The 23,380-nt window shown below is 65.8% G+C and carries 19 protein-coding genes; 5 read left to right on the top strand and 14 right to left on the bottom strand.

The window, feature by feature from the left end:
• Positions 1–5 precede the first annotated feature (5 nt).
• The 5 genes from GA0071312_RS05155 to GA0071312_RS05135 all read right to left on the bottom strand — a co-directional run bounded on the left by GA0071312_RS05155 (position 6) and on the right by GA0071312_RS05135 (position 5,377).
• Positions 6–527, bottom strand: a complete 522-nt coding sequence (locus GA0071312_RS05155; RefSeq protein WP_074443855.1) for a hypothetical protein — start codon at positions 525–527, stop codon at positions 6–8.
• A 73-nt stretch (positions 528–600) separates the two neighbouring features.
• A complete protein-coding gene (locus GA0071312_RS05150) occupies positions 601–2,433 on the bottom strand; it encodes a DUF294 nucleotidyltransferase-like domain-containing protein (protein WP_074443854.1) in 1,833 nt (610 codons plus the stop codon).
• A gap of 60 nt (positions 2,434–2,493) precedes the next feature.
• Positions 2,494–4,266 (bottom strand): sodium:solute symporter family protein, encoded by a 1,773-nt coding sequence (locus GA0071312_RS05145; protein WP_074443853.1) that lies wholly within the window; start codon positions 4,264–4,266, stop codon positions 2,494–2,496.
• A gap of 10 nt (positions 4,267–4,276) precedes the next feature.
• Positions 4,277–4,540 carry a DUF4212 domain-containing protein gene (locus GA0071312_RS05140; protein ID WP_074443852.1) on the bottom strand — a complete coding sequence of 88 codons (264 nt, stop codon included), beginning with the start codon at positions 4,538–4,540 and terminating at the stop codon, positions 4,277–4,279.
• Between the two features lie 531 nt (positions 4,541–5,071).
• Positions 5,072–5,377 carry a hypothetical protein gene (locus GA0071312_RS05135; RefSeq protein WP_074443851.1) on the bottom strand — a complete coding sequence of 102 codons (306 nt, stop codon included), beginning with the start codon at positions 5,375–5,377 and terminating at the stop codon, positions 5,072–5,074.
• A 65-nt stretch (positions 5,378–5,442) separates the two neighbouring features.
• Between GA0071312_RS05135 and arfB the strand changes: the two genes are divergently transcribed.
• The gene (arfB, locus tag GA0071312_RS05130) at positions 5,443–5,862 is read left to right on the top strand and encodes an alternative ribosome rescue aminoacyl-tRNA hydrolase ArfB (protein ID WP_074443850.1); all 420 of its coding nucleotides are present in this window, start codon (positions 5,443–5,445) and stop codon (positions 5,860–5,862) included.
• A 31-nt stretch (positions 5,863–5,893) separates the two neighbouring features.
• Here arfB and cimA read toward each other — a convergent pair whose 3' ends face one another.
• The 7 genes from cimA to GA0071312_RS05095 form a co-directional block, all read right to left on the bottom strand.
• A complete protein-coding gene (cimA, locus tag GA0071312_RS05125; protein WP_074443849.1) occupies positions 5,894–7,486 on the bottom strand; it encodes a citramalate synthase in 1,593 nt (530 codons plus the stop codon).
• Positions 7,483–7,989, bottom strand: a complete 507-nt coding sequence (locus GA0071312_RS05120) for a GNAT family N-acetyltransferase (RefSeq protein ID WP_074443848.1) — start codon at positions 7,987–7,989, stop codon at positions 7,483–7,485. The genes cimA and GA0071312_RS05120 overlap by 4 nt, the downstream gene beginning before the upstream one ends.
• A 177-nt stretch (positions 7,990–8,166) precedes the next feature.
• Complete coding sequence (gene cysS, locus GA0071312_RS05115; RefSeq protein ID WP_074443847.1) at positions 8,167–9,702, bottom strand: cysteine--tRNA ligase; 1,536 nt, start codon at positions 9,700–9,702, stop codon at positions 8,167–8,169.
• Between the two features lie 273 nt (positions 9,703–9,975).
• Complete coding sequence (hisD, locus tag GA0071312_RS05110) at positions 9,976–11,325, bottom strand: histidinol dehydrogenase (protein ID WP_074444243.1); 1,350 nt, start codon at positions 11,323–11,325, stop codon at positions 9,976–9,978.
• A 170-nt stretch (positions 11,326–11,495) separates the two neighbouring features.
• On the bottom strand, positions 11,496–12,362 hold the full coding sequence (locus GA0071312_RS05105; RefSeq protein ID WP_083204324.1) for a slipin family protein: 867 nt from the start codon (positions 12,360–12,362) through the stop codon (positions 11,496–11,498).
• A gap of 26 nt (positions 12,363–12,388) precedes the next feature.
• Entirely contained in the window at positions 12,389–13,897 is a 1,509-nt protein-coding gene (locus GA0071312_RS05100) for an NfeD family protein (RefSeq protein WP_165603955.1), read from the bottom strand.
• A gap of 124 nt (positions 13,898–14,021) precedes the next feature.
• Positions 14,022–14,435, bottom strand: coding sequence for a VOC family protein (locus GA0071312_RS05095; protein ID WP_074443846.1), 414 nt, complete (start codon positions 14,433–14,435; stop codon positions 14,022–14,024).
• 89 nt (positions 14,436–14,524) lie between these two features.
• Between GA0071312_RS05095 and GA0071312_RS05090 the strand changes: the two genes are divergently transcribed.
• On the top strand, positions 14,525–15,418 hold the full coding sequence (locus GA0071312_RS05090) for an SDR family NAD(P)-dependent oxidoreductase (protein WP_083204323.1): 894 nt from the start codon (positions 14,525–14,527) through the stop codon (positions 15,416–15,418).
• A gap of 132 nt (positions 15,419–15,550) precedes the next feature.
• Entirely contained in the window at positions 15,551–18,232 is a 2,682-nt protein-coding gene (locus tag GA0071312_RS05085) for a bifunctional acetate--CoA ligase family protein/GNAT family N-acetyltransferase (protein WP_074443845.1), read from the top strand.
• A 20-nt stretch (positions 18,233–18,252) separates the two neighbouring features.
• On the opposite strand, the gene GA0071312_RS05080 is transcribed toward GA0071312_RS05085, so the two are convergent.
• Positions 18,253–19,893 carry a CYTH and CHAD domain-containing protein gene (locus GA0071312_RS05080; RefSeq protein ID WP_083204322.1) on the bottom strand — a complete coding sequence of 547 codons (1,641 nt, stop codon included), beginning with the start codon at positions 19,891–19,893 and terminating at the stop codon, positions 18,253–18,255.
• Between the two features lie 85 nt (positions 19,894–19,978).
• Complete coding sequence (locus tag GA0071312_RS05075; RefSeq protein ID WP_074443844.1) at positions 19,979–21,058, bottom strand: Ldh family oxidoreductase; 1,080 nt, start codon at positions 21,056–21,058, stop codon at positions 19,979–19,981.
• A gap of 201 nt (positions 21,059–21,259) precedes the next feature.
• Between GA0071312_RS05075 and GA0071312_RS05070 the strand changes: the two genes are divergently transcribed.
• Together GA0071312_RS05070 and GA0071312_RS05065 are read left to right on the top strand one after the other, a co-directional pair.
• Positions 21,260–22,045, top strand: a complete 786-nt coding sequence (locus GA0071312_RS05070) for an HAD family hydrolase (protein WP_238947099.1) — start codon at positions 21,260–21,262, stop codon at positions 22,043–22,045.
• 128 nt (positions 22,046–22,173) lie between these two features.
• Positions 22,174–23,352 (top strand): flagellin N-terminal helical domain-containing protein, encoded by a 1,179-nt coding sequence (locus GA0071312_RS05065; protein ID WP_074443843.1) that lies wholly within the window; start codon positions 22,174–22,176, stop codon positions 23,350–23,352.
• Positions 23,353–23,380 lie beyond the last annotated feature (28 nt).

The raw sequence follows: 23,380 nt of genomic DNA, 5'->3' as shown, positions 1-23,380 counted from the left end.
CTCCCTCATCCGCTGCGGCAGGCGGCGCGCAGGATGGGATCGTCATCGGCGAGATCACGCCAATCAGCCCCCTCCAGCGCGCCATCCTCACCGAACTGCACCTCGGCATCGAGTTCAGCCCGCCGGTTTTCGGCGCAATCGAAGACGACCGGGATCTGACGGCCCGGCTCGAAACGCCCGAGCATCACCACGGCGGTGAGTATCTGGTCGGGATGGGCGTCGTTGCGCCGGGTGAAGCGGTGATCCACCACGATCATCCGGTTGGTCAGCGGGAAGAGATAGGTCCAGGGACGATACCAGGAATTGATCGCATTCTGCGAGGCGACGACGGCCTGATCCGGCAGGGCCGCCACGGTACGGCTCGCCCAGCTGTATTCCATATAGACGGCGAAGCTGATCATCGCGGCGCCCGCCCCGGCGGGGACGGCCCAGGGCGCGATCCGCCCCGGCGCGGCACGCCGGACCAGATGCACGATGCCACCGACGGCAAGACCGACGGCGGCGGCCGCGACAAATTCCAGTATCATGCACTCTCACTCCCTGGACGCTTCTTCCCGGATCATTTCGCAGGCCGTTTTCCCGGTCCTTGCGCGCATTCTATCACACCAGACCACCTTTGCCCTGTCCGATCGCCGATTGCATGGTCCGTACGACCACGAAGGCGTCGCGCAGGTGGCTGCGCTCGAAATCGGTGAGTGCGGCGGGGGCCATGTAATTGTCGGGCGCACCGCCGGACCCGACCTGGGCCGCCTGGTTGCGCAGCCGCGTCCCGGCGATGAGATCATAAGCCGCGAGCAATTCGCGCCCGCCGGATCCGCTCACCACCCCGCGCTCACCCGCCGCGATCAGCCGTGCGCGGGTATTGATCGCGCTGATGCCGCCCTGCAACGCATAGACGCGCCCCAGATCGACGATGGGGATCACCCCGCTCAGCTTCATGTCGATATGGTCGCGATGCTCGCCGGAGCGGATCGTGGCGATGCCGCGCAACAGGCCAAGCGGCGGGCTGTGCGTGAGCGAATTCGCGATCATGTGCGCGACGAAGATGGAGTTGCGCCGCGCCTTGGCCAGCGTCTCCTCCTGGAGATTGGCAAACAGCGCGAAGCTCCCGCCGATCGGGCGCAGGTCGAACATCACCGAAGCCAGCATCTGCGCTTCCGGCGTCGGATTGGCGATCCAGCGGCGGAAATATTCGCGCCAGACCCGCACCGGCTGGCGCCAGCGTGGCGTCACCGCCATCATCTCGCCCGGGCAATAGACGTAGCCGATCGCATCGAGCCCGTCGCAGACGAAGCGGGCGAGCTTCTCGAAATACGGCATGTCGGCATCGCTGACGCTGTCGTCGAGGAAGAGACAATTGTCCTGATCGGAGATGCCGGTCTGCTCCTGCCGCCCCTGCGAACCGCAGGCGAGCCAGAGATAGGGCACCGGCGGGGGGCCGAACTCGGCCTCGGCCATGGCCAGAAGCCGGCGCGTCGCGGTATCGGCGATATCGGTGATCAGCCGCGTGACGACGTCATGCGCGTTATGCGCCCCCACCAGCTGCCTGAGCAGTTGCGGGATGCGCTGCGTCACCTTCGCGAGCGCCTCCACGCTCTCTGCCCGGGCGGCGTCGCGCACGAGCTGCGCCGAGGAGACTGCCTGGAAACGGGTGAGATCGGTCTGGGTGACGATGCCCGCGAGCCTGCCGCGCGCGATCACGGGAAAATGCCCGATCCGGCGCTCCAGCATGCGGTGCAGGATATCCGAGCCAAGCTGGTCGGGCGTGAGGGTCAGCGGGTCACGGGTCATGACCTGCGCGACCGGAATCTCGGCGGAGAGCCCTTCCGCGACGACGCGCCCGGCCAGATCGCCGGTGGTGAGGATCCCGGCGAGCTTGCCACTCTCGGCCACGCAGATGCTGGAAATGCCCCGATCGCGCATCAGTTTCGCCGCTGCGGCCACCGGCGTATCCGGCGTGCAGGTCACCGGCTCGCGGGTCATCAGCTGCGAGACCTTGAGCGTTGTCAGATCGCCACTGCGCGGCTCCGGCGGGCGCAGCCGCGAGAAGAAACGGGCGAAGGCGGGTTGCTCCGCGATCAGGCGCTGCAGATCGGCGGCGGGCAGCAGTAAAAGCGCGGCATCTTCCGCCACCCGGGCCGAGGTCGCCGCCTTGCCGTCGCGCAGGAGGCCACGCTCGCCGAAACTGTTGCGCGGACCCAGCAGCGAGACCAGTGCGCCGTTGCGATCATGGATCTCGATGCGCCCGCTGCGGATCAGATAGAGCCCGTCGAGCGTCTCGCCGAAGGCGTAGACCGCCTCTCCGGCTGCGAGGCTCACCGGCACAAACAGTTCTGCCACGCGGGAGAGTTCCTCGCGTGGCAGGGAATCATAGGGGTGCACCGTCTCCAGAAAGGCGATGATCGTATCCGTCGCGTCGCGATCCCCGGCCATGATGGTGGTCCCCAGAAGGCGTGTGATGCGGGCCGGATCACCCGGCCCGCATCGATCTCGTCAGTGGTCGATCGCACCCGCAGCCCCGCGCGGCACGCGGATCGAGTAGACCAGCTCCTGGATCTCCTTCGGCGGCTCGCGCGTCACGCTCATCACCGCATAGGCCACGGCAAAGTTGATGACGGCACCCACCGCACCGAAGGAGAGCGGCGAGATCCCGAACAGCCAGTTATCCGGCGTGTTCGCGAGCATGTTGGTGCCCGGGATGAAGAACCAGCCCAGATAGGTGAAGATGTAGAGCAGGGTCGCGATGAGACCCGCCAGCATCCCCGAGACCGCGCCTTCGGTGTTCATCTTCATGGAGAAGATGCCCATCATCAGAACGGGGAACAGGGTCGCCGCAGCCAGACCGAAGGCCAGCGCCACCACCTGTGCGGCAAATCCCGGCGGATTGAGCCCCAGATAGGTGGCCAACGCGATCGCACCCGCCATGGAGATACGGGCTGCAAGCAGCTCGTTCTTCTCGCTGATATCCTTCATGAAGGTGGATTTCAGCAGGTCGTGACTGACTGCGGAGGAGATGGCGAGCAACAATCCGGCTGCCGTCGAGAGGGCTGCCGCCAGCCCGCCTGCCGCAATCAGCGCGATCACCCAGCCGGGCAATTGCGCGATCTCCGGATTGGCCAGCACCAGGATATCCTGGTTGAATGTGACCATCTCGTTGCCCTCCCAGCCACGCTCTGCGGCGACGGTCTGGAACTCGTCCGAAGCATCGTTGTAGTACTGGATCAAGCCGTCATTGTTTTTATCTTCGAAGGCGAGGAGGCCCGTCTGCTCCCAGTTGCGCATCCAGTCCGGCCGCTCGTCATAGGCGATCGGCTGTTCCTGGGTGCCATTGGGGAAGATCGTGGTGATGATGTTCAGGCGCGCCATCGCGCCGACCGCCGGCGCGCTGAGATAGAGCAGCGCGATGAAGATCAGGGCCCAGCCCGCCGATTTGCGGGCATCAGCCACGCGCGGCACCGTGAAGAAGCGGATGATCACGTGCGGCAGACCCGCCGTACCGACCATCAGCGACATGGTGAACAGGAACATGTTGAAGGTCGAGCCATGCTGGCCGGTATAGTCCTGAAAGCCGAGTTCCAGCAGGATTTCGTTGAGCTTGCCCAGCAGCGGCATGCCGGATTCCGCATGGGTCGAGAACAGGCCCAGCGGCGGGATCGGGTTGCTGGTCAGTTGCAGGGAGATGAACACGGCGGGGATGGTATAGGCCGTGATCAGCACGCAATATTGCGCCAGCTGCGTATAGGTGATGCCCTTCATGCCGCCGAGCACGGCATAGAAGAAGACGACGGCCGAGGCGATCAGCAGACCCTGCCAGCTCTCCACTTCAAGGAAGCGCGAGAAGGCGACACCGGCGCCGGTCATCTGGCCGATCACATAGGTGATCGAGATCACCAGAAGGCAGATCACCGCCACGATGCGCGCAGTCTGGCTGTAGAAGCGGTCGCCGATGAATTCCGGCACCGTGAAGCGCCCGAACTTGCGCAGATAGGGCGCAAGCAGCAGGGCGAGCAGCACGTAGCCGCCGGTCCAGCCCATCAGGAAGCTCGAATTGCCGTAGCCGACGAAGGCGATCAGGCCCGCCATCGAAATGAACGAAGCCGCCGACATCCAGTCGGCGGCGGTGGCCGCACCATTGACGATCGGGTTGACGCCGCGGCTGGCAGCGTAGAAATCCGCCGTCGAGCCGGCCCGCGCCCAGATGGCGATGCCGACATAAAGCGCGAAGGACGCGCCGACGACGAGAAAATTCAGCGTGAATTGATCCATCGTTGCGCCCTCACTGCTCGTCCACGTCGTACTCGCGATCGAGCCGGTTCATGTACCAGGTGTAATAGAAGATCAGCGCGATGAAGGTCAGGATGGAACCCTGCTGCGCGAACCAGAATCCGAGATCGGTGCCCCCGATCGGAATCCAGGAGATCAGCGGACGGAAGACGATGCCCAGGCCGAAAGACACAAAGGCCCAGATGATCAAGCAGATGAAGATGATCCGGACATTGGCCTTCCAGTAGGCGTCGTTGGACGACGACTTGTCAGACATGAACGTTTACTCCCTTTATTTTTCAAGGACGCCGTTTACCTGATCGAATCAGGGTAGCCGCCCAAAGCTTCCCTTTGACCGAACGGTCCGCGCCATGCCTCGCCCCGGAAAGGGGAGCAATGCCAGCGCTCACGTTCGCGACGTTTCCATTTTTGGTGATTCATCTGGCGCAGCGACGGCTCTTTCGCGCAGCTGCCGGCTTCCCTCCCCATCTTCCTCGGACGAGCCGCCGGCTTCACGCACCCAATGGACGCGCGATCACAAGTCGAATTCAGCAAAGCTGCCGACGCCCGTCGATTTGGTGCTCCCGCTTTGTTGCGGGTTCTTGCGATTGATGCGGCCATCCCGTCTGGACGAGGCATGGCACCTCGCGACGACATGACGCGACACAAGACGATACGACTACACCCGTCGGTCTCGTGCAATTAGACTTAAGTGTGTCGGCAACGATCCGGCGCAGAGTGATCGTGAGCCGTCCCGGGCCCGTCCGGATGCCGGTCAGCGCGGATGCCGCATCGGTGGCGATGCGCCTCAGTGGCGATCTGCGTCGCGGCGCGGATCCCGTTCACGCTCGGAGCGGTCGATGACGCGGAATTCGGCATCGACGATATCGGGATCGCGCTCGCGCTGCGGCATGACCCGGCGCCCGCGTCCGAACCAGGCGGCGATGGCGGCGGCAATCAGGGCAAGCGGAATCACGACGAGCGCCACACCGGCGGCGAGGATCAGGACGAGGAAACCGACGAGCAAAGCTGCGAGCACGCCGAGCGCGATTGCCCAGCGCGGGATCGTGACCACACGCGGCTCACCGTTGACGTATTTGACATAGCGCAGCATTGACCGGGTCCCGTATCCAGAATCTTCGACGTGAGCCTATACTCTTCATATGGTATGGCGAAAGCATGATTCAAATCACGCCGAGCATCGCGATCGACCCGGATGAGATTGAGGAGCGCTTCATCCGCGCCTCCGGGCCGGGCGGGCAGAACGTCAACAAGGTGTCGAGCGCCGTGCAGCTGCGTTTCGACATGCAGAATTCCCCCGCGCTGCCCGATGCGGTGAAGAGCCGCCTCGCGCGCCTCGCCGGCCATCGCCTGACCCGCGAGGGCGTGATCGTGATCACCGCGCAAAACCATCGCAGCCAGGAGCGCAACCGCGCCGAGGCGCTCGAGCGACTGGTCGATCTGATACGCCGCGCGACACAGCGCCAACGCCCGCGTATTCCCACCCGCCCGACGCTCGGCTCGAAGAAACGCCGCCTCGCCGGCAAGACCCGGCAGGGAAGGATCAAGGCCTTGCGCGGCAAGCCGGCGCCGGAATGAGGCGTGCCGGGGTCGATCAGAGACGGATTGTTCAGGCCGGGGCGCCGCGCATCACCAGCTTGTAGACGATGGAATCGAGCAGGGCCTCGAAGGACGCGTCGATGATATTCGGTGAGACGCCCACCGTTGCCCAGATATCACCGTCACGGTCGCGCGATTCGATCAGCACGCGGGTGACGGCGTCGGTGCCGCCCTGGAAGACGCGGACCTTGTAATCCACCAGTTCGAGATCGTCGATGAAGCGCTGATACTTGCCGAGATCCTTGCGCAGGGCGACGTCGAGCGCATTCACCGGGCCGTTGCCCTCGGCCGCCGAGATCATCACCTCGCCGTCGAGCATCACCTTGACGATGGCTTCGGCCACGGTGGTCAGATCGCCGACGGCATTGTAGCGCCGCTCGACATTGACGCTGAAGCGATCGACGAGGAAATAACCCGGGACCTCGCCGAGCACGCGCTTGACCAGCAGATAGAACGATGCATCCGCCCCCTCATAGGCGTAGCCCTGCGATTCCTTGCGCTTGACCTCTTCCAGCACACGGTTGAGGCGCGGATCATCCTTGTCGAGGCTGATGCCGATCCGTTCCAGCTCCGCACGGATATTCGACTTGCCGCCCTGATCGGAGACGAGAACCCGGCGCAGATTGCCCACATGTGCCGGATCGACATGCTCATAGGTCCTGGGATCCTTCATCACGGCTGAGGCGTGAATGCCGGCCTTGGTGGCGAAAGCGGAGGCGCCGACATAGGGGGCGTGGCGGTTGGGCGCGCGGTTGAGCAATTCATCAAGCGCCCGCGAGACCTGGGTGAGCCGCGCAAGCTCATCCACCCCGGCCTTGAGCGCAAAGCGCTCCGCCCAGGGTTGCTTGAGGGCGAGCGTGGCCAGCAATGTGACGAGATTGGCATTGCCGCAGCGCTCGCCGAGCCCGTTCAGCGTGCCCTGGATCTGGCGCACGCCGGCCTCGACGGCGGCGAGCGAATTCGCCACCGCGCAGCCGCAATCGTCATGGGCGTGGATGCCGAGATTCTCGCCCGGCACGTGCTTGCGCACTTCCGTGACGATGCGCGCCACCTCCTCCGGGAGCGTGCCGCCATTGGTATCGCACAGGACCACCCAGCGCGCGCCGGCTTCGTATGCCGCCTTCGCGCAGGCGAGCGCGTAATCCGGATTGGCCTTGTAGCCGTCGAAGAAATGCTCGCAATCGAGCATAACCTCGCGCCCGCGCGTCTTCGCCGCCGCCACGCTCTCGCGGATACCGGCGAGATTGTCCTCAAGGCTGATCTCCAGCGCCACATGCACGTGGTAATCCCAGGATTTCGCCACGAAGCAGATCGCATCCGCATCCGCCTCCAGCAGCGCAGCGATGCCGGGATCATTGGCCACGGAGCGCCCCGCGCGCCTGGTCATGCCGAAGGCGGTAAACGCCGCCTTGCGGGTGCGCTTTTGCGCGAAGAATTCCGTGTCGAGGGGGTTGGCGCCGGGATAACCGCCCTCGACGTAATCGATGCCGATCTGGTCGAGCAGGCTGGCGATGGCGATCTTGTCGGCGAGGGAGAAGTCGATCCCGGTGGTCTGCGCCCCGTCGCGCAGGGTGGTATCGAACAGATAAAGCCGCTCGCTCATGACGTCACCTTCCGTGAGGGCTCGCTGCCGAGCCGTTTGGTCATCGTGGTATTGGACAGGAATTCGCCATTGCGCATCACCGTGTTGCGCCGCTCGGGCGTATAGCCGTGCTTCTCGAAGAAGAGCAAAGCCGTCTCGCTGGCATCGACGGAAAGCTCTTGGGCCCCGCGTGCCCCGGCGAGCTTTTCCAGCGCATCGAGCAGCGCCGTGCCGACCCCCATCCCGGCGCAATCGGGATGCACATAGAGCATCTCGACCATCCGGTTCTCCCTGAGCGTGGCGAAACCCGCAGGGTCGCCGTCGATCGCGGCGATCAGGGTCAGATGCGCCGCGAGTTTCTCGCCGAACGCGTCTGCATCATCCGCCGCCGCTGCCCAGGCCTCGCGCTGATCGGCGGAATAGTCGTCTTCCGTGAGCACCATGACGGCCGCCTGGAAAATCGCGGCGAGCACCGGCGCATCCTCGGGCAGGTAGGGGCGAAGCGTGACTGTGGGAAGGGTCATGGGTTTTGCTCCTTACAGAGCACGACGCTATCTCCCCTCTCCCTTGTGGAGAGGGGTCGGGGGTGAGGGTGGAACCGCTGTGCGGACATGGTGAGCGAAAGCCCCTTCATGAGCGCCCCTCACCCCCATCCCCTCTCCGCAGCGGGAGAGGGGAGCCGGCCTGCATCACGCGATCGCTCATTCCTTGATCTCCCAGCTCGCGGTGCCGTCCTTGTTGTCCTTGACGGTGACGCGCAGTGCGGTGAGCTCGTCGCGGATGCGGTCGGCCTCGGCCCAGTTCTTCGTGGCACGGGCTTCGCTGCGGGCGGTGACGAGGGCGTCGATGCGCGCGCGCAGGTCCGGGGCGACGGCCTTGCGCCTGATATCGATCCCGAGCAGCATCAGGCAAGCCAGTGCGTTTGAGGCTGCCACCTGGCGATCTGTCGAACTTGCAAAGCCTGAGTAGTCATCACCGATACCAAACGCTCCGACTTTTTCCTCTTCAGGGATCGTCGGGTCAGCCAACCGACCAAAGTTCATAAGCTTATGTATCTGGCTAAGCGCTTTGGGGGTATTAAGATCGTCCGCAAGTGCGTCGGTAAAGGCGGAATCGACATTGCCTAATTCTGCACCTTCTTCGACGACAACGCGTCTCCACCGCTCGATTGTACGAGCGCTCTCTTCTAGTGCACGTACCGTCCAGTCTATCGGCTGACGGTAATGCGTCTTAAGCATGGCGAGCCGCAACACCTCCCCTGGCCACCGACGGCCACCAAATCTATCCGTCTCCAACAGCTCATGAATGGTGATGAAGTTGCCGAGCGATTTCGACATCTTCTCGCCTTCCACCTGCAGAAAACCGTTATGCATCCAGACATTCGCCATGCGCTCGGTCTCGAAGGCGCAGCAGGATTGCGCGATTTCGTTCTCGTGATGCGGAAAGACGAGATCGATGCCGCCGCCATGGATGTCGAAGACGTTGCGGTCGGCATCGTCGCACCGGATGCGGGTATCGAAGGCGTCAATCAGGTGTTTCCACGACATGGCCGAGCATTCGATGTGCCAGCCGGGGCGCCCCTTCGTCGTAATGCCGCCCGGCGAGTCCCAGCCGGGCTCGTTGTCCTTCGATGGTTTCCAGAGCACGAAATCCATGGCATCGCGCTTGTAGGGCGCCACATCGACGCGCGCGCCGGCGATCATCTCGTCCAGGGAGCGGCGCGCCAGCGATCCGTAGGCCGGCATGCGCGGCAGCTTTTCCATCGCCGCGACGGAAAACAGAACGTGATCCTCCGCCACATAGGCCGCGCCGCGCGCGATCAGCCGCTCGATGATGGCGCGCATCTCGGCGATATGCTCGGTCGCGCGGGGCTCGATGCTCGGCTCGAGGCAGCCGAGCGCCCTCGCATCGGCCTTGAACTGCGCCTCGGTCGCCGCCGTGACCTTCGCGATTGCCTCGTTGAGGGGCAGATCGGGATAATCGCGCGCGGCGCGGGCGTTGATCTTGTCATCCACGTCGGTGATGTTGCGCGCATAGGTGACGTGATCGGCGCCGTAGAGATGGCGCAGCAGGCGAAACAGCACGTCGAACACGATGATCGGGCGCGCATTGCCGATATGGGCATAGTCATAGACGGTGGGCCCGCAGACATACATGCGCACATGCCTGTCATCGATCGGCGCGAAGGGCTCCTTCCTGCGCGTGAGCGTGTTGTAGAGGGTCAGACCCTGCGACATGAACATTTCCCCGTCTGGCCGCCGGCCCGGGAGAGTGTCTGTCTTTGCGTGAAGAAAACAGGACGGCTCCGGCCAGCGTTGCGCGCTAGCTGATAATGATCTCGCGACAAATGAGCGTGAGCCTCGTCATGACGCGAGATTTGCCCGGATCGGGCGGATGCGTCAAGCGCGCAAACGCCATCACCGCAGAAATCGGGGCAGAAATCGTGCAATCGGCAAATCGGCACCGGCGGCGCCTGACAGCCGCCGGTGCATGACGTTGGGGCATCGCCGTCAGATCGGCTTGTAGACGGGTTTGCCGGCGGGGGCGGGATCGGCGGCCATGGCCTCGGCCACGGCGGGATCGCGCTGGTTGCCATAGCGGGCCACGCGCAGATCGGCCTGCGCCTTGTGGCCGGCGAAGCCCTCCATGGCGCAGATCCGCGAGCAATACTCGCCCAGAATCGCGGTGGCTTGCGGCTTCACCCGTTGATGCGTGATCGTCTTGAGATACTTGCCGACCCAGAGCCCGCCCGTATAGCGCGCCGCGCGCTTCGTGGGCAGGGTGTGGTTGGTGCCGATCACCTTGTCGCCATAGGCGACATTGGTCTCGTGACCGATGAAGAGCGAGCCGTAATTGCGCATGTTTTCCAGGAACCAGTCATCGTGACGGGTCATCACCTGGACATGCTCATAGGCCAGTTCGTCGGCCACCTGGAGCATCTCCTCGCGGCTGTCGCAGACGATGATCTGACCGTAATCCGCCCAGGCCTGACGCGCGACTTCCGCCGTGGGCAGGGTTTCGAGCTGCTTTTCGATCTCGACCAGAGTGGCGCGGGCGAGCTCCTCACTGTCGGTGATCATCGCCGCCGGCGAGGTCGGGCCGTGTTCGGCCTGGCCGAGAAGATCGGTGGCGCAGGTCTGCGCATCACACGAATCATCGGCAATGACGAGGGTTTCCGTCGGGCCGGCCAGCAGGTCGATCCCCACCCGACCGAAGAGCTGGCGTTTCGCTTCGGCCACGAAGGCGTTGCCGGCGCCGACCAGCATGTCGACCGGGGCGATGTCCTGCGTGCCGATGGCGAGCGCCGCCATGGCCTGCACGCCGCCGAAAGCGTAGATCTCGTCGGCCCCGGCCATGGTCATTGCGGCGATCACGTAAGGGTTCGGCCTGCCCCCGTGCGGCGGGGCCGCCGCCGCGACGCGGCGCACGCCCGCGACCTTCGCCGTGACGATCGACATCAGCGCCGAGGCGATCAGCGGATACTTGCCGCCGGGCACGTAGCAGCCGACAGAATCCATCGGAACATGGCGATGACCGAGCACCACGCCGGGCAGCGTCTCGATCTCGAGATCCTGCATGCTTGCGCGCTGGGCTTCGGCGAAACGCTTCACCTGCTCGCGGGCCACGCGAATATCCTCGATGGCCTGGGCGGGCACCTCGGCAATGGCCGCGTCGATCTCGGCCTGGCCGAGGCGGAATTGCGGCGGGTCCCATTTGTCGAACTTGCGCGAATATTCGCGTACGGCTTCGTCGCCACGCGTTTCGATATCCTCCAGGATCGCCTCGACGGTCTGGCGGGTCTTCTTGTCGGCGGCGGCGAGCGCTTCAGCCGGGGCGCCTTCCTTGAGATAGCGGATCATGTGACCTCCCGTGATCATGCCGTTCATCGGCCTTTGCGTGATGCTAGCACCACCGCTCCGCCGCGTCGCCATGTCGGGCCGGTGCAGGTGACGGCACAAATGAAAAGCGGGATCGGGGCTTTGCCCGATCCCGCCTGCTGCAAGGAGGTGGTCACGATTTGCGCGGGAAATCAGCCGCCCTTCGTCCCACTGGCCTCACCCGGTGCGGTGCCACCGGATGCGGGTGCAGCCCGGGCCGGCTGGCCGGTCTGGTCGCCACCCGCGACAAAGGGCCCGGGTATGTTGGCATTCTCGCCGAAGATGCCCCTGAGCATGTCGATCGGAACGGGGAAGACGATGGTCGAGTTCTTGTCGCCGGCAATGTCGTAGAGCGTGTTGAGCAGGCGCAGCTGCATGGCTTCGGGAGCCGTGCCGAGCAGCTTGGCGGCGTCAACCAGCTTCTCGGCCGCCTGGGATTCACCCTCGGCGTTGATGATGCGGGCGCGGCGGTTGCGCTCGGCCTCGGCCTGGCGGGCGATGGCGCGCACCATGCTCTCGTCGATATCGACATGTTTGATCTCGACATTGGCGACCTTGATGCCCCAGGAATCGGTCTGCTTGTCGAGAATTTCCTGGATATCCTCGTTGAGCTTGTCGCGCTCGGAAAGCATCTCGTCGAGATCGTGCTTGCCGAGCACCGAGCGCAGCGTCGTCTGGGCCAGCTGGCTGGTCGCAACCATGAAATTCTCGACCTGGATGATGGCACGGTCCGGGTCGACGACGCGGAAATAGATCACCGCATTCACCTTCACCGAGACGTTGTCGCGCGAGATCACGTCCTGGCTCGGCACGTCGAGGGTCACGGTGCGCAGATCGACCCGCACGATCTGCTGGATGAAGGGAATGATGATGATCAGACCGGGGCCCTTCACGCCCGTGAAGCGACCGAGGGTGAAGACCACGGCGCGCTCGTATTCACGCATGATCTTGATCGCCGAGCCGATCACGACGATGATCAGGGCGGCGAGAAGGATATAGGCAGCGAAATCGATCGGCATCTGGGCCCTCCTCAGGACATTCGCGTTCAGGTCGTTCGAATTCTGGGCGCGCTTGCGTCGGATCCGGCTTGCGCCATGGGTGCGACACGCAGGTTCAGGCCCTCACGGGCGAGCACGCGCACGCTGTCACCGGGCGCGAGTGCTTCGTCGGCAACCGCATGCCAGCGCTCGCTGTGGATCATGATCTCGCCCGTCTTGCCCGACCAGTTCAGCACCGTTCCGGTCTCGTCCTGCAAGCCCTCGTCACCGCTGACGGTGCGCGCGCGAAACGAGCGCAAGGCCGTGGTCAGCGCAATGAAGATGATCAGCCCGGTTACGGCGGTTGCGGCGATCACGACACTGATATCGAGCTCGAAACCGGGCACGTCACCGTCGAAGATCATCATCGAACCGAGGGCGAAGGCGATGGCGCCGCCGATCCCCATGATCCCGAAGGATGGCGAGAACACCTCCGCGATCATCAGCGCCACTCCCAGACCCACCAGCGCGAAGGCGGCATAGTTGACCGGCAGGAGATTGAGGGCGAACAGGCCGAGAATGAGCGAGATCGCACCGATCACGCCGGAAAACACGATGCCGGGATTGGCGAATTCGAAGATCAGCCCGTAAATCCCGATCAGCATGAGGATATAGGCGACATTGGGATTGGTGATCACCCCGAGAAAGCGCGTCATGAAATTCGGCTCGAATTGCACCAGTTCCGCCCCGGCGCTCTCCAGCACGACGCTCCCGCGCGGCAGATTGACGACGCGTCCATCGGCCCCGTCGATCGCGGCGCGCAGATCATCGGCGATGTAATCGGCAACGTTCTGCTCGATCGCGACGCTGGAGGTGATGCTCGCACCCTCGCGCACGGCCTCCTCGGCCCAGTCGGCATTGCGCCCGCGCAATTCCGCGAGCCCCCGGATGAAGGCGACGGAATCGTTGACGACCTTGCGTGTCATCGGGTCTTCGGAGGCGTCCTCGTCTTCACCGCCACCACCCAGGCCGCCACCGCCCATCTGGACGGGTGTCGCCGCCCCGAGATTGGTCGAGGGCGCCATCACCGCCACATGGCTCGCATAGAGAATGTAGGTGCCCGCACTCGCGGCCCGCGCGCCGCTGGGCGCGACGTAAGTCATCACGGGCACGTCGCTGGCGAGGATCAGGCGGATGATGTCGCGGGTGGCGGAATCGAGCCCGCCCGGCGTGTTCATGCGGATGACGAGCATGGCATCGCCAAGATTGCGCGCCTCTTCCAGCCCCTCCTCGATCAGCATGGTGACGGCGGGGCCGATCCCGCCTTCGAGATCGGCGATGACGGCGCGGCTGATGTCGAGCGGGGTGGCGTCCTCGACCGCCGTTTCCTGTGCCCGCTCGGCCTCGCGCTCGACATCGCGCAGCAATTCGTCGGCAACCGCGATGCCCAGCCCGACCAGCAGGCAGATCACCGCAAAGACGATACGCGGCGCCCCGCGCAGCCGGGTGAGAATGCCACCGCGCGGGGCGGTGTCCTCCGCGATCATGTCGAACGGGTTTTCGTGCCGGTCATTCATGCCCATGAGCTTAACACGCAGTGTCTCTCCTCGATAGCGTAGCCCTGCAGAGCCACTGCCGATCAGCTAACGCGCAGATCACGCAAATCGTTGTCCGCGTGCGGGTTTGCCGCAGGCAGGGCCGTCAATAGCCCTTCCACAGCCCGGGCGTGGCCAGTTCGATCAGATGATCGTCCGGATCACGGAAATAGATGCTGATGCCGCCGCGCGGCCATTCCATCCGGCTCTCGACGGGAATGCCGCCCTTGTCGAGATGCTTCTCCCAGGCTCCGAGTTCGGTTTTCGTGATCGAGAAAGCGATATGCGCCGGTCCGTCCCCGTCATGCGGCGGGATCGTGCCCATCGGCGTCTCGACCGGGCGCAGGGACTGGCCGGTGATGAAGAGCAGAAGCGTGCCGTTGCCGCCGACATCGAAGGCGCGCATGCGCTGATCGGTGAACAGCACGGGCAATTCCATGAATTCCTCATAGAAGGCGGCGGCGCGCTCCAGATCCTTCACATAGAGGACGGTTTCGAGGATCCGTTCGAGCTTCGGCATGGTCGCACTCCCTTGATGAATCGCATCAACTCGGCGGGGGGCGCGCGTGTTCCGTTGCAGCGCAGGCGCGCGCCCGCTAGCCTCCCGGCATGGAGAACAGCCCGGACGCCGATTCGCAGGTCGCCCCTGCAAACGTCACCACACCCGCCCCAGCTCCCGCAACCGCCCCCGTCGTGATCGTGGCCGGGGCCTCGCGCGGGGTGGGACGCGGGATCGCGCTCGCCCTCGGCGAAGCGGGGATGCGTGTGGTGGTGACCGCGCGTTCCAGCGAGGGCGGGCGCATCACGGAAGCGCGGCGCGAGACCATCGAGGACACGGCCCGCACGATCATCGCGGCGGGCGGGGCCGCCTATCCCTACAGGTGCGACCATACCGATCCCCGTGACGTTGACGGGCTCACCGCCTGGTGCCTGCGCCGCTTCGGGCGCATCGATGTCGCAATCTGCGCCGTCTGGGGCGGCAATGAGGGGTTCGACGGCGAGCGTTACGATGACGGTACCCGCTGGGGCGATCCCTATTGGCGCCGCCCGCTGACGCGTTTCGCGCCCGCCATGGAGACCGGGCTCCATGCGGCCCTGGTGCTGGCCCATGCGGTGACACCGGCCATGGTGGCCGCCCGCGCCGGCCTGATCGGCTTCGTCACCTTCGATCCCGATTCCGGCTATCTCGGCGATCTCACCTACGACATCGCCAAGGCGAGTGTGGCGCGGCTCGCTTATGCCTGCGCGCAGGAGCTCACGGAAACGGGCGTCACCGCGCTGGCCCTCGCCCCGGGCCGGGTGCGCACGGAGCGGGCGCTGGAGGCGGGGATGCGCGACGATGAAGGCGAAAGCCCGCTCTATCTCGGACGGGGGGTCGCGGCCATGCTGGCGCAGGGCGACGCCGCTGCTCATGCCGGTCGGGTCGTGCATGCCGCCGATCTCGCGCAGCGTTACGCGATCCGCGATACAGACGGCAGACAGCCCGCGCGATTCGCGCCGTGACAGCGTCCGATCGCCGCAGCCGGGGGAATATCCGGGTATCGCCGCGTTGGTCGTCATAGGTATTCGATCGGTCATGCGCCGCGGCGCATGACCGGTTCACATCGACGCCGACCCATACAGGAATGCGCTGCGATGAGCACTTACCGTCTCGACAAGGTCTTCAACCCCGCCACGATCGCACTCGTTGGCGCGAGTGCCCGGGCGGGCGGGCTCGGGAGGGCCGCCCTCGACAACCTGCGTGGCGGCGGTTTTGCCGGGCGGATCGCCTGCATCAATCCGCGCTACGGCGAAATCGACGGCGAGCCCTGCCTGCCGGATCTCGCCTCCCTCGATGTCGTCCCCGATCTCGTCGTGATCACCGCCCCGGGGCGATACTGGCCGGAAACCCTCGAGGAAGCGGGCCGACGCGGCGTCGCTGCGGCGGTGATCATCGCCGCCGAGGATGATCGCGGGCCGGGCTCGAACGGTGCAAAAGCAGCCGCAATCGCGCGCCGCCACGGGTTGCGGCTGGTGGGACCCAATTCCTTCGGGGTGATCGTGCCGCGCATCGGCCTCGATATCGGCATCGCCCGGCGCAAGCCGGCAGCGGGCGATCTCGCGCTCGTCACCCAGTCGGGCGCCATCGCGGCGGGGATGCTGGAATGGGGGGCACGGCGCAATCTCGGCTTCTCGGCAATCGTCTCCGTCGGCGACAAGCGCGACGTCGATATCGGCGATCTGCTCGATCATTTCGCCACGGATCGCCACAGCCGGGCCATCCTCTTGCATGTCGAAAAAATCTCGGCGCCGCGCAAGTTCATGTCGGCCGCCCGTGCGGCGGCACGGGTCAAGCCGGTGGTGATCGTCAAGCCACGCCATGGCAGCGATGCGCTGGGAGCACCCGCGACCCATACCGCCGCCCTGGCGCGCCCGGATGCGGTGCTCGATGCCGCGTTCCGCCGCGCGGGGCTCCTGCGTGTCGGCAGCCTCGACGAACTCTTCGATGCCGCCGAAACGCTGGGGCGCGCGAAACCCTTCGACGGGCGCCGGCTGGCGATCCTCACCAACGGGCGCGGAATCGGGGCGCTGGCCATGGATGCGCTGATGGCCGAGGGCGGAGAAGCGGCGCGGCACGGCGAGAGCGGCGTTGCGGAACCCGTCGATCTCGGTGGCGGAGCCGATGCAAAAGCCTATGCGCAGGCAATGCAGGCGCTGCTGGCCGATCCCGGCGTCGATGCCGTGCTCGCGCTCAATCTGCCCAATGCGCTCGCCGATACCGATGCGGCGGCGCAGGCCCTGGCCGAGACGGTGCGCACGGATCGCCGCAAGGGATTTCGCCGCAAGCCCGTCTTCGCCGTCTGGCCCGGGGCGGAGAGATCGAGCATGCGCGCTCTCGAGGAGGCGGGTATCCCCTGTTTCGCCAGCGAATCGGAAGCGGTGCGCGGCTTCATGCATCTGGTGCGCTATCGCGAAGGCCTGCATCAGCTCATGCAGACGCCGCAGACGCTGGCGCAGGAACGTGCGCCCGATCGCGCCCGTGCCGAGGCGATCATCGCCGGCGCACTGACGCAGGAGCGCCGCTGGCTCGATCCGGTCGAGGCGATGGAGCTGCTCCAGACCTACGGCATCGCCACCACACCGACCCTGCGCGCGGCGGATCCGGATGAGGCGGCACGGATCGCGGCGCCGATTATCGCCGATGGCGGCACGGTGGCCGTGAAGATCCTGTCGCAGGACATCCCCCACAAATCCGATGTCGGCGGCGTCGCGCTCGATCTCACCAGCACCGATGCGGTGCGCAAGGCCGCCGCCGCGATCCTGGCCCGCGCCCGTGAGAAGCGCCCCGATGCGCAGATCGCCGGTCTCAGTGTGCAGCCGATGATGCGCCGCCCGCGCGCCCGTGAACTGATCTGCGGCATTGCCGATGATCCGACCTTCGGCCCCGTCATCGTCTTCGGGCGCGGCGGCACGGCGGTGGAGCAGATCGACGACAAGGCGCTCGCCCTGCCCCCGCTCGATGCCAATCTCGCCGCCGACATGATCGCCCGCACCCGTGTCTCGCGGATCCTCGCCGCCTATCGCGATGTGCCCGCAGCCGATATCGCGGCGGTGCAGAAGGTGCTGGTGGCGCTGTCGCAGATGGCGGCCGATCTGCCGGCCTTGCGCGAGCTCGACATCAACCCGCTGCTCGCCGATGCGGCCGGCGTGATCGCGGTGGATGCGCGGGTCGCCGTGGCGCCGGTGCCGGAAAACCTGCGGCGCGGCTCCGGTCATCTGCGCCTCGCCATACGCCCCTATCCCAAGGAATGGGAGACGCCATTCACCACCCGCGACGGGCGCGCGGTGCTGATCCGCCCGGTGCGGCCCGAGGACGAGGAATTGTTCAAGACCTTCTTCTCGCAGATCACGACGGAGGATCTGCGGCTGCGCTTCTTCGCGCCCGTGCGGGATTTCTCCCACGCCTTCATCGCCCGCCTGATCCAGATCGACTATGCCCGCGCCATCGCCTTCACCGCCGTCGACCGGGCCAGTGGCGAGATGCTGGGCGCCGTGCGCCTGCACGCGGATGCGAATATGGAGACCGGCGAATACGCCATCCTGCTGCGCTCCGATCTCAAGGGGATCGGGCTGGGCTGGCGGCTGATGCGCATGATCATCGCCTGGGCGGAAGCGGAGGGGCTCTCGGTCATCGAGGGCCAGGTCCTGCGCGAGAACACGACGATGCTGGAGATGTGCCGCAAACTCGGCTTCTCCATGCGCACCGATCCCGACGATGCCGATCTCAAGGTCGTCCGGCTCGCGGTGACGGAGGGCGCGGCGCGGACAAGGGAGTGACGGAGCCCGGATCCGCAGGCTCAGTCGCGCGCCTTCCAGAACGGCTTCGCCTTGATGAAGGCGGCGCAGGCGTCACGGGCGGCGGCGAGCGATTCGGCGGCGCGTCCGACGTGGTCCTCCTCGATCAGCTTCGCCGCGCGGCGCCCGGCCGCGTCGTTGCGGTCGAGCCGCCCGGTGAGCGAGAGGCTCGTCGCCGCATCGTTGAGCTCGCCCAGCCGCTCCTGCATCTGCGCCAGCGCCCTGACGAATTTCGCCGCGCGCCGCGCGCTCTTCTCGTCGCGGGCCGCAAAGACCGGCGCGAAGAATTCGGCGGCATAACGCAGCTTCTTCACATCGAGCCGCAGGGCATGACGCTCCTCGACCTGCAGCGAGGAGAGAATGCGCGCGCGCCGGCGCACATCCTTGCTGCGCCGGGCGAGATTGTCGCGCGCGAGCACCGCGACTGGCATGGCACGCGCCTTGCGCGCCGCCGCCTTGCCCTGCCAGGCGCCGGCCTCGATCCAGGCCAGCGTATCGAACAGCAGCGCGCGATAACGTGGCCCCGACAGGATCTCCAGAATGTGCGCATAGGCCTCCTCACGCGCACCCTCGAAATGGGCGGCGAGCGCGGCGGTATCCTTGCTTTTCGGGCGCTTGTGGCGCATGCGCGCGACATCGGTTCCCAGAAACACGTCGAGTTCGCGGGCATCGCCGAGGCTGCTTGCCAGCCAGCGCAGCTCCGCAGTGATCGCCTTGCGATAACGGTCGCGGATGGCAGGGCGAAACAGGGCCACGGCAGCGCGCAGGCGGCGCAACCCGACACGCATCTGGTGAACGGCTGCGGGATCGCGCATCTGCACCAGCGCCGGCTCGTTGGCGAGGACCTGCCGCAGGCTCGCCCGGGCGATGGCGCGAAACGCCTCGCCCACGCGGATGTCGGGGTGCAGGCCGGCATCAAAGGCCTTCACCGGTGCCGGGCGCGCCCCCGTCACCAGCGCATAGCCGGTCTCCGCCTTGCTCTGCAGAGCAGGCCGCAGATCCGCCTTGCGGGCCAGTTTGCGCGCGAGGGCGAACAGGTCGCGCGGCTTGCCGCTGACCAGTTCGAGCTCCAGCTCGCAAATGGCGGTGCGCGCGGAACCCGCAATGGCTGCACCTTCGTCGAGGGTCACTTCGATGACGGCGTCGCGGATGCGTATCGGCGCGCTCAGCCGCTCGACCTCGACGACGAAGACCGCCTGCAGCATGGCGGCGGGGTCGTCGGTTTGGAGGATGTCGGGAAGCGGTGTCGCGGCGAGCGCCGCGCGATCGAGATGCTCGCCCGCCACGGCGCTCTCCCATTCGTCGCGCTGGAAGAGCCCGGCCCCGGCAGCCTCTGCCTTGAGCGTCTGATGCACGGCGCCGGTCGCCGCGTCCCGGCGCAGGCGCAGGCCGAAACCCGCTGCGCGCAGGCGCAGATCAGGCGTATCGTAATAGGTGGCGCGCAAGTGCCGGGGGCGCAGCCCGGCGAAAGCATCGCGCAGGCGTTTATGCCGGCGCAGGACTGCGAGATCAGCGGGGCTGCAAAGCAGTTTCAGCTCCGTCTCGGTCACCGCCTGCACGATCGCGTCGCTCATCATCCCGGCCCTGTCGCCAATCTGTGCCCCGATGCCGCGTGACAATCCCGCCGCACCGGAACGCGGCATTGATCCCCCATCCCGGCGCGAAAGTCGACCGCCATCAGCGCTGCAACCGCATCTTTTGCCGAGCGCGCAGTGATGCGACAAGCGCTTACGATCCCGCCTCGTCCAGCGTGAACCGCGCCCCGGCCTTCCGGGCAATCGCCCGCACCTGGTCAATGAGCGTGTGCGGGATCGGAATCCCCTCACGTGAGCGGCGTGCAAAGACGGCGTGCTCGGGGTCACCGGGTGCCAGCACGGGCTGATCGGGATCGGCGGGGCGGGTGGCACGCAGGCAATCGAGGAAATCGTCGAGATCGGATTCGAAATCCCCCTTGTCGCGGAACGCTTCCGGGTGAATGGCGAGCTGGAAATGGCCGACATTATACGCCTTTGCGTCGGCGGGACGCAGAGGCGCATAGCTCGCGCCCGAGAGCATGGTACACAGAACCTCGACCATGGCGGCGAGCCCGTAACCCTTGTGGCCGCCCATTTCGCGCGACCCGCCAAGCGGCGTCATCAGCTTGTCGGAGAGCGCCTGTTCCGGATCATGCTGGGGACGCCCGTCACGATCCAGCGCCCAGCCCTCGGGCAGGCGCTTGCCGGTGCGCATGGCGAGTTTGAGCTTGCCGATGGCGATGGTGCTCGTCGCCATGTCGAGCAGGAAGGGCTGATTGCGCGCCGCCGGTGCCGCCAGCGCAATCGGATTGGTGCCCATGCGTGGTTCGCGCCCGAAGGTCGGGACGATCGAGGCGCCGTAGACCGCCGTCATCGACAAACCGATAAAGCCCCGGCTGGCCGCCTGCAGCGCGTAGACGCCCGCCGCACCGTAATGGTTGGAATTGCGCACGCCGACGGCACCGATGCCATGGGCCTCGGCCAGATCCACCGCCAGATCCATGGCGCGCACCGCAGGCGCCTCGCCGAAGCCGGCGCCGCCATCAATCACGGCGGTCGCGCCGAAGGCGCGCGCGACCGTGATCTCGGCGCCCGGCGTGACCTTGCCGGAGGCGAGCAGATCGGCATAGAGCGGGATGAGCGTGATGCCGTGGCTGTCGATCCCGAGCAGGTCTGCCCGGGTCAGGGTCTCGGCGGTGACGTCGGCCTGGTCGTCGGGGACGCCCCAGGCGCGCAGGACGGCGACGAGCTGCTGCTTCAGCAGGGAAGCGGGTACAATCAGCTCTGCGCTCATCGGCGCACCTGCGGCAGCCGCCGCCCGACTTGAAAAATGCCCTGCATCACCCACCCTCCCGATCATCATCACGCGGTGAAGACCGCTTGTCTTCGTTGCGCCGGAGGATCGGGTATTCGCAACTTGACCACAAGTGCGCAGCATCGCAGATGATCGGGTGCGATTTTGCACGTCATCAATACAGCTGGAAGAGGATGCCGCGTGCGCAATCCCCGTCTCATTGCAGCCGCCTTCGATGCAATCCTGTTCGACAAGGACGGCACCCTGATCGATTTCGACGCGACCTGGGGACCTGCGGCCTTCTCGGTGATGGAGACCCTCGCCGATGGCGACGGCGCGGCGCTGGATCGGCTGATGCGAGTCAGCGAATACGTGCTCACCGAGCGCAGATTCCTGCCGAGTTCGCCGCTGGTCGCGGGATCATCCGCGCATTACGGTCCGCTCTGGGCGCAGGCGCTGGGACGCGGCTGCGACGCGGATTTCCTCGCCCGGATGGACGATCTCTTTCTGAAGGCCGGACTCGCCCATCTCGCCCCGATCGGCGATCCGCAGGCCCTGTGTGCCGATCTCGCGGCGCGCGGTCATGTGCTGGGGATCGCGACCAATGATTCGCAAGCCTCGGCGGTGGCGCAGGCGAGGGCGCTGGGAATTGCCGAGGCGATGCACTTCATCGCCGGCTATGATTCGGGCCATGGCTCCAAGCCGGCGCCCGGCATGATCAGCGCCTTCGTCGCAGCGTATGCCTTCACCCCGGCGCGTGTGGCGCTGGTGGGCGATTCGCTGCACGATCTGCATGCGGCGCGCGCTGCGGGCGTCTGTGCGATCGCCGTGCTCTCGGGGCCGCGCGCGGAGGCGGCACGGGCGGAGGTGGCGCCGTTCGCCGATCACGTGATCCCGTCGATCACGGATCTGCCTTCCCTGCTCGACGATCTCGCCGGCGTGGAGGGCAATGCCCGCTCGAAACGCGTGCGCAGCCCTTCGTCGTGAACCGACACAAGAACGCGCCCGACGCCCGGGCTTTACGAAATCGTAAGGTTAATCGGGAAGATTGGATTCATCATGTTTCGTAACCACGCGGCGAATGGCGCCGCGATCATGCGTCCACGAGGAATCCCATGTCGGATATCACCCTTTCCGCCGGCGTCCGCTCCAATCTCCTCTCCCTGCAAGGAACGGCCTCACTGCTGGATCGCACGCAGGAGCGCCTCTCAACAGGCAAGAAGGTCAATGGTCCGCTCGATGATGCCGCTGCCTTCTTCACAGCGCGCGGGCTGAGCGGTCGCGCCAACGATCTCTCCTCGATCATGCAGGGCATGCAGAACGGGATGAAGACGATCGACGCCGCCTCCAAGGGCCTGTCGTCAATCACCACGACGATGGAGAACCTCGTCGGGACGGTGCGCCAGGCGCTCGGTGACCCGGGCGGGGTGAGCCGGGAAAGCACGGCGATCACGATCGCGGATGCGGATTTCGGCACCAACGAGATCACGATCAACGGTGAAACCTTTGATCTCGGCGCTCTGAACTATGATTCGGATACGGACATCAACACCGCTGCCGAACGTGCCAACGCCTTCGTCAACACCATCAACACCAATGCCGATGCCCGCGCCGCCGGGGTATCCGCGAAGATCAACCCGGATGATGCCGATCAGATCATCCTCGTCAACGAGTCGGGCCAGGATGTGAGCTTCGATGCGGGTGGCGCCTGGGGTGGGGCGACTCCGCTCACGGCCCCCGACACCGCTGAAATGAGCGATACCCGCCGCTCGCTGATGAACAATTTCAACGATCTGCGCAACGAGTTGAACCAGCTCTCGCAGGATTCGGGCTATAACGGCAACAATCTGCTGCAAAGCGATGTTCTGGAAGTCGTCTTCAACGAGCTCACCGGCGACCAGCGCACCAGCTTTACCGTGAATACCCGCCAGGCCGACGGCACCGCCTTCGGCGATGTCGAAGCCGATCGCCTCGGCGCCATCGAGGCGGATGCGGACATGTTTGGCTCTTCGGCGCGCCTCGAGGAGCGTCTTCAGGCGCTCCAGAACGGCATCGGCGAGTTGCGCAGCCTGTCAGCCCAGATGGGTACCGCCCAGACCATCATCGAGAACCGCGAGGGTTTCACCAAGGAAATGGTGAATACGCTCCAGGCCGGTTCGGACGGGCTCACCCTGGCCGATATGAACGAGGAAGCGGCCAACAATCTGGCGATGCAGACGCGCCAGCAGCTCGGCCAGTCCGCGCTCAGCCTCGCCATCCAGAACGACCAGTCGGTGCTCCAGCTCCTGCGCTGATCATCAGGCGCGGCTTGCCTCGAAGATC

Source organism: Saliniramus fredricksonii, from assembly GCF_900094735.1.
GTDB lineage: Bacteria > Pseudomonadota > Alphaproteobacteria > Rhizobiales > Beijerinckiaceae > Saliniramus > Saliniramus fredricksonii.
The sequence above is the reverse complement of the archived record's forward strand: the minus strand, read 5'-3'. Positions and strand labels throughout refer to the sequence as shown.

Coding starts and splice junctions, on each gene's coding strand:
- GA0071312_RS05155 (WP_074443855.1), bottom strand. CDS start 527: ATGATACTGGAATTTGTCGCGGCCGCCGCCGTCGGTCTTGCCGTCGGT.
- GA0071312_RS05105 (WP_083204324.1), bottom strand. CDS start 12,362: ATGCCGATCGATTTCGCTGCCTATATCCTTCTCGCCGCCCTGATCATC.
- arfB (WP_074443850.1), top strand. CDS start 5,443: ATGATTCAAATCACGCCGAGCATCGCGATCGACCCGGATGAGATTGAG.
- GA0071312_RS05145 (WP_074443853.1), bottom strand. CDS start 4,266: ATGGATCAATTCACGCTGAATTTTCTCGTCGTCGGCGCGTCCTTCGCG.
- GA0071312_RS05100 (WP_165603955.1), bottom strand. CDS start 13,897: ATGAATGACCGGCACGAAAACCCGTTCGACATGATCGCGGAGGACACC.
- GA0071312_RS05120 (WP_074443848.1), bottom strand. CDS start 7,989: ATGACCCTTCCCACAGTCACGCTTCGCCCCTACCTGCCCGAGGATGCG.
- GA0071312_RS05095 (WP_074443846.1), bottom strand. CDS start 14,435: ATGCCGAAGCTCGAACGGATCCTCGAAACCGTCCTCTATGTGAAGGAT.
- cimA (WP_074443849.1), bottom strand. CDS start 7,486: ATGAGCGAGCGGCTTTATCTGTTCGATACCACCCTGCGCGACGGGGCG.
- GA0071312_RS05075 (WP_074443844.1), bottom strand. CDS start 21,058: ATGAGCGCAGAGCTGATTGTACCCGCTTCCCTGCTGAAGCAGCAGCTC.
- GA0071312_RS05085 (WP_074443845.1), top strand. CDS start 15,551: ATGAGCACTTACCGTCTCGACAAGGTCTTCAACCCCGCCACGATCGCA.
- hisD (WP_074444243.1), bottom strand. CDS start 11,325: ATGATCCGCTATCTCAAGGAAGGCGCCCCGGCTGAAGCGCTCGCCGCC.
- cysS (WP_074443847.1), bottom strand. CDS start 9,702: ATGTCGCAGGGTCTGACCCTCTACAACACGCTCACGCGCAGGAAGGAG.
- GA0071312_RS05140 (WP_074443852.1), bottom strand. CDS start 4,540: ATGTCTGACAAGTCGTCGTCCAACGACGCCTACTGGAAGGCCAATGTC.
- GA0071312_RS05135 (WP_074443851.1), bottom strand. CDS start 5,377: ATGCTGCGCTATGTCAAATACGTCAACGGTGAGCCGCGTGTGGTCACG.
- GA0071312_RS05150 (WP_074443854.1), bottom strand. CDS start 2,433: ATGGCCGGGGATCGCGACGCGACGGATACGATCATCGCCTTTCTGGAG.
- GA0071312_RS05080 (WP_083204322.1), bottom strand. CDS start 19,893: ATGCCGCGTTCCGGTGCGGCGGGATTGTCACGCGGCATCGGGGCACAG.
- GA0071312_RS05065 (WP_074443843.1), top strand. CDS start 22,174: ATGTCGGATATCACCCTTTCCGCCGGCGTCCGCTCCAATCTCCTCTCC.
- GA0071312_RS05090 (WP_083204323.1), top strand. CDS start 14,525: ATGGAGAACAGCCCGGACGCCGATTCGCAGGTCGCCCCTGCAAACGTC.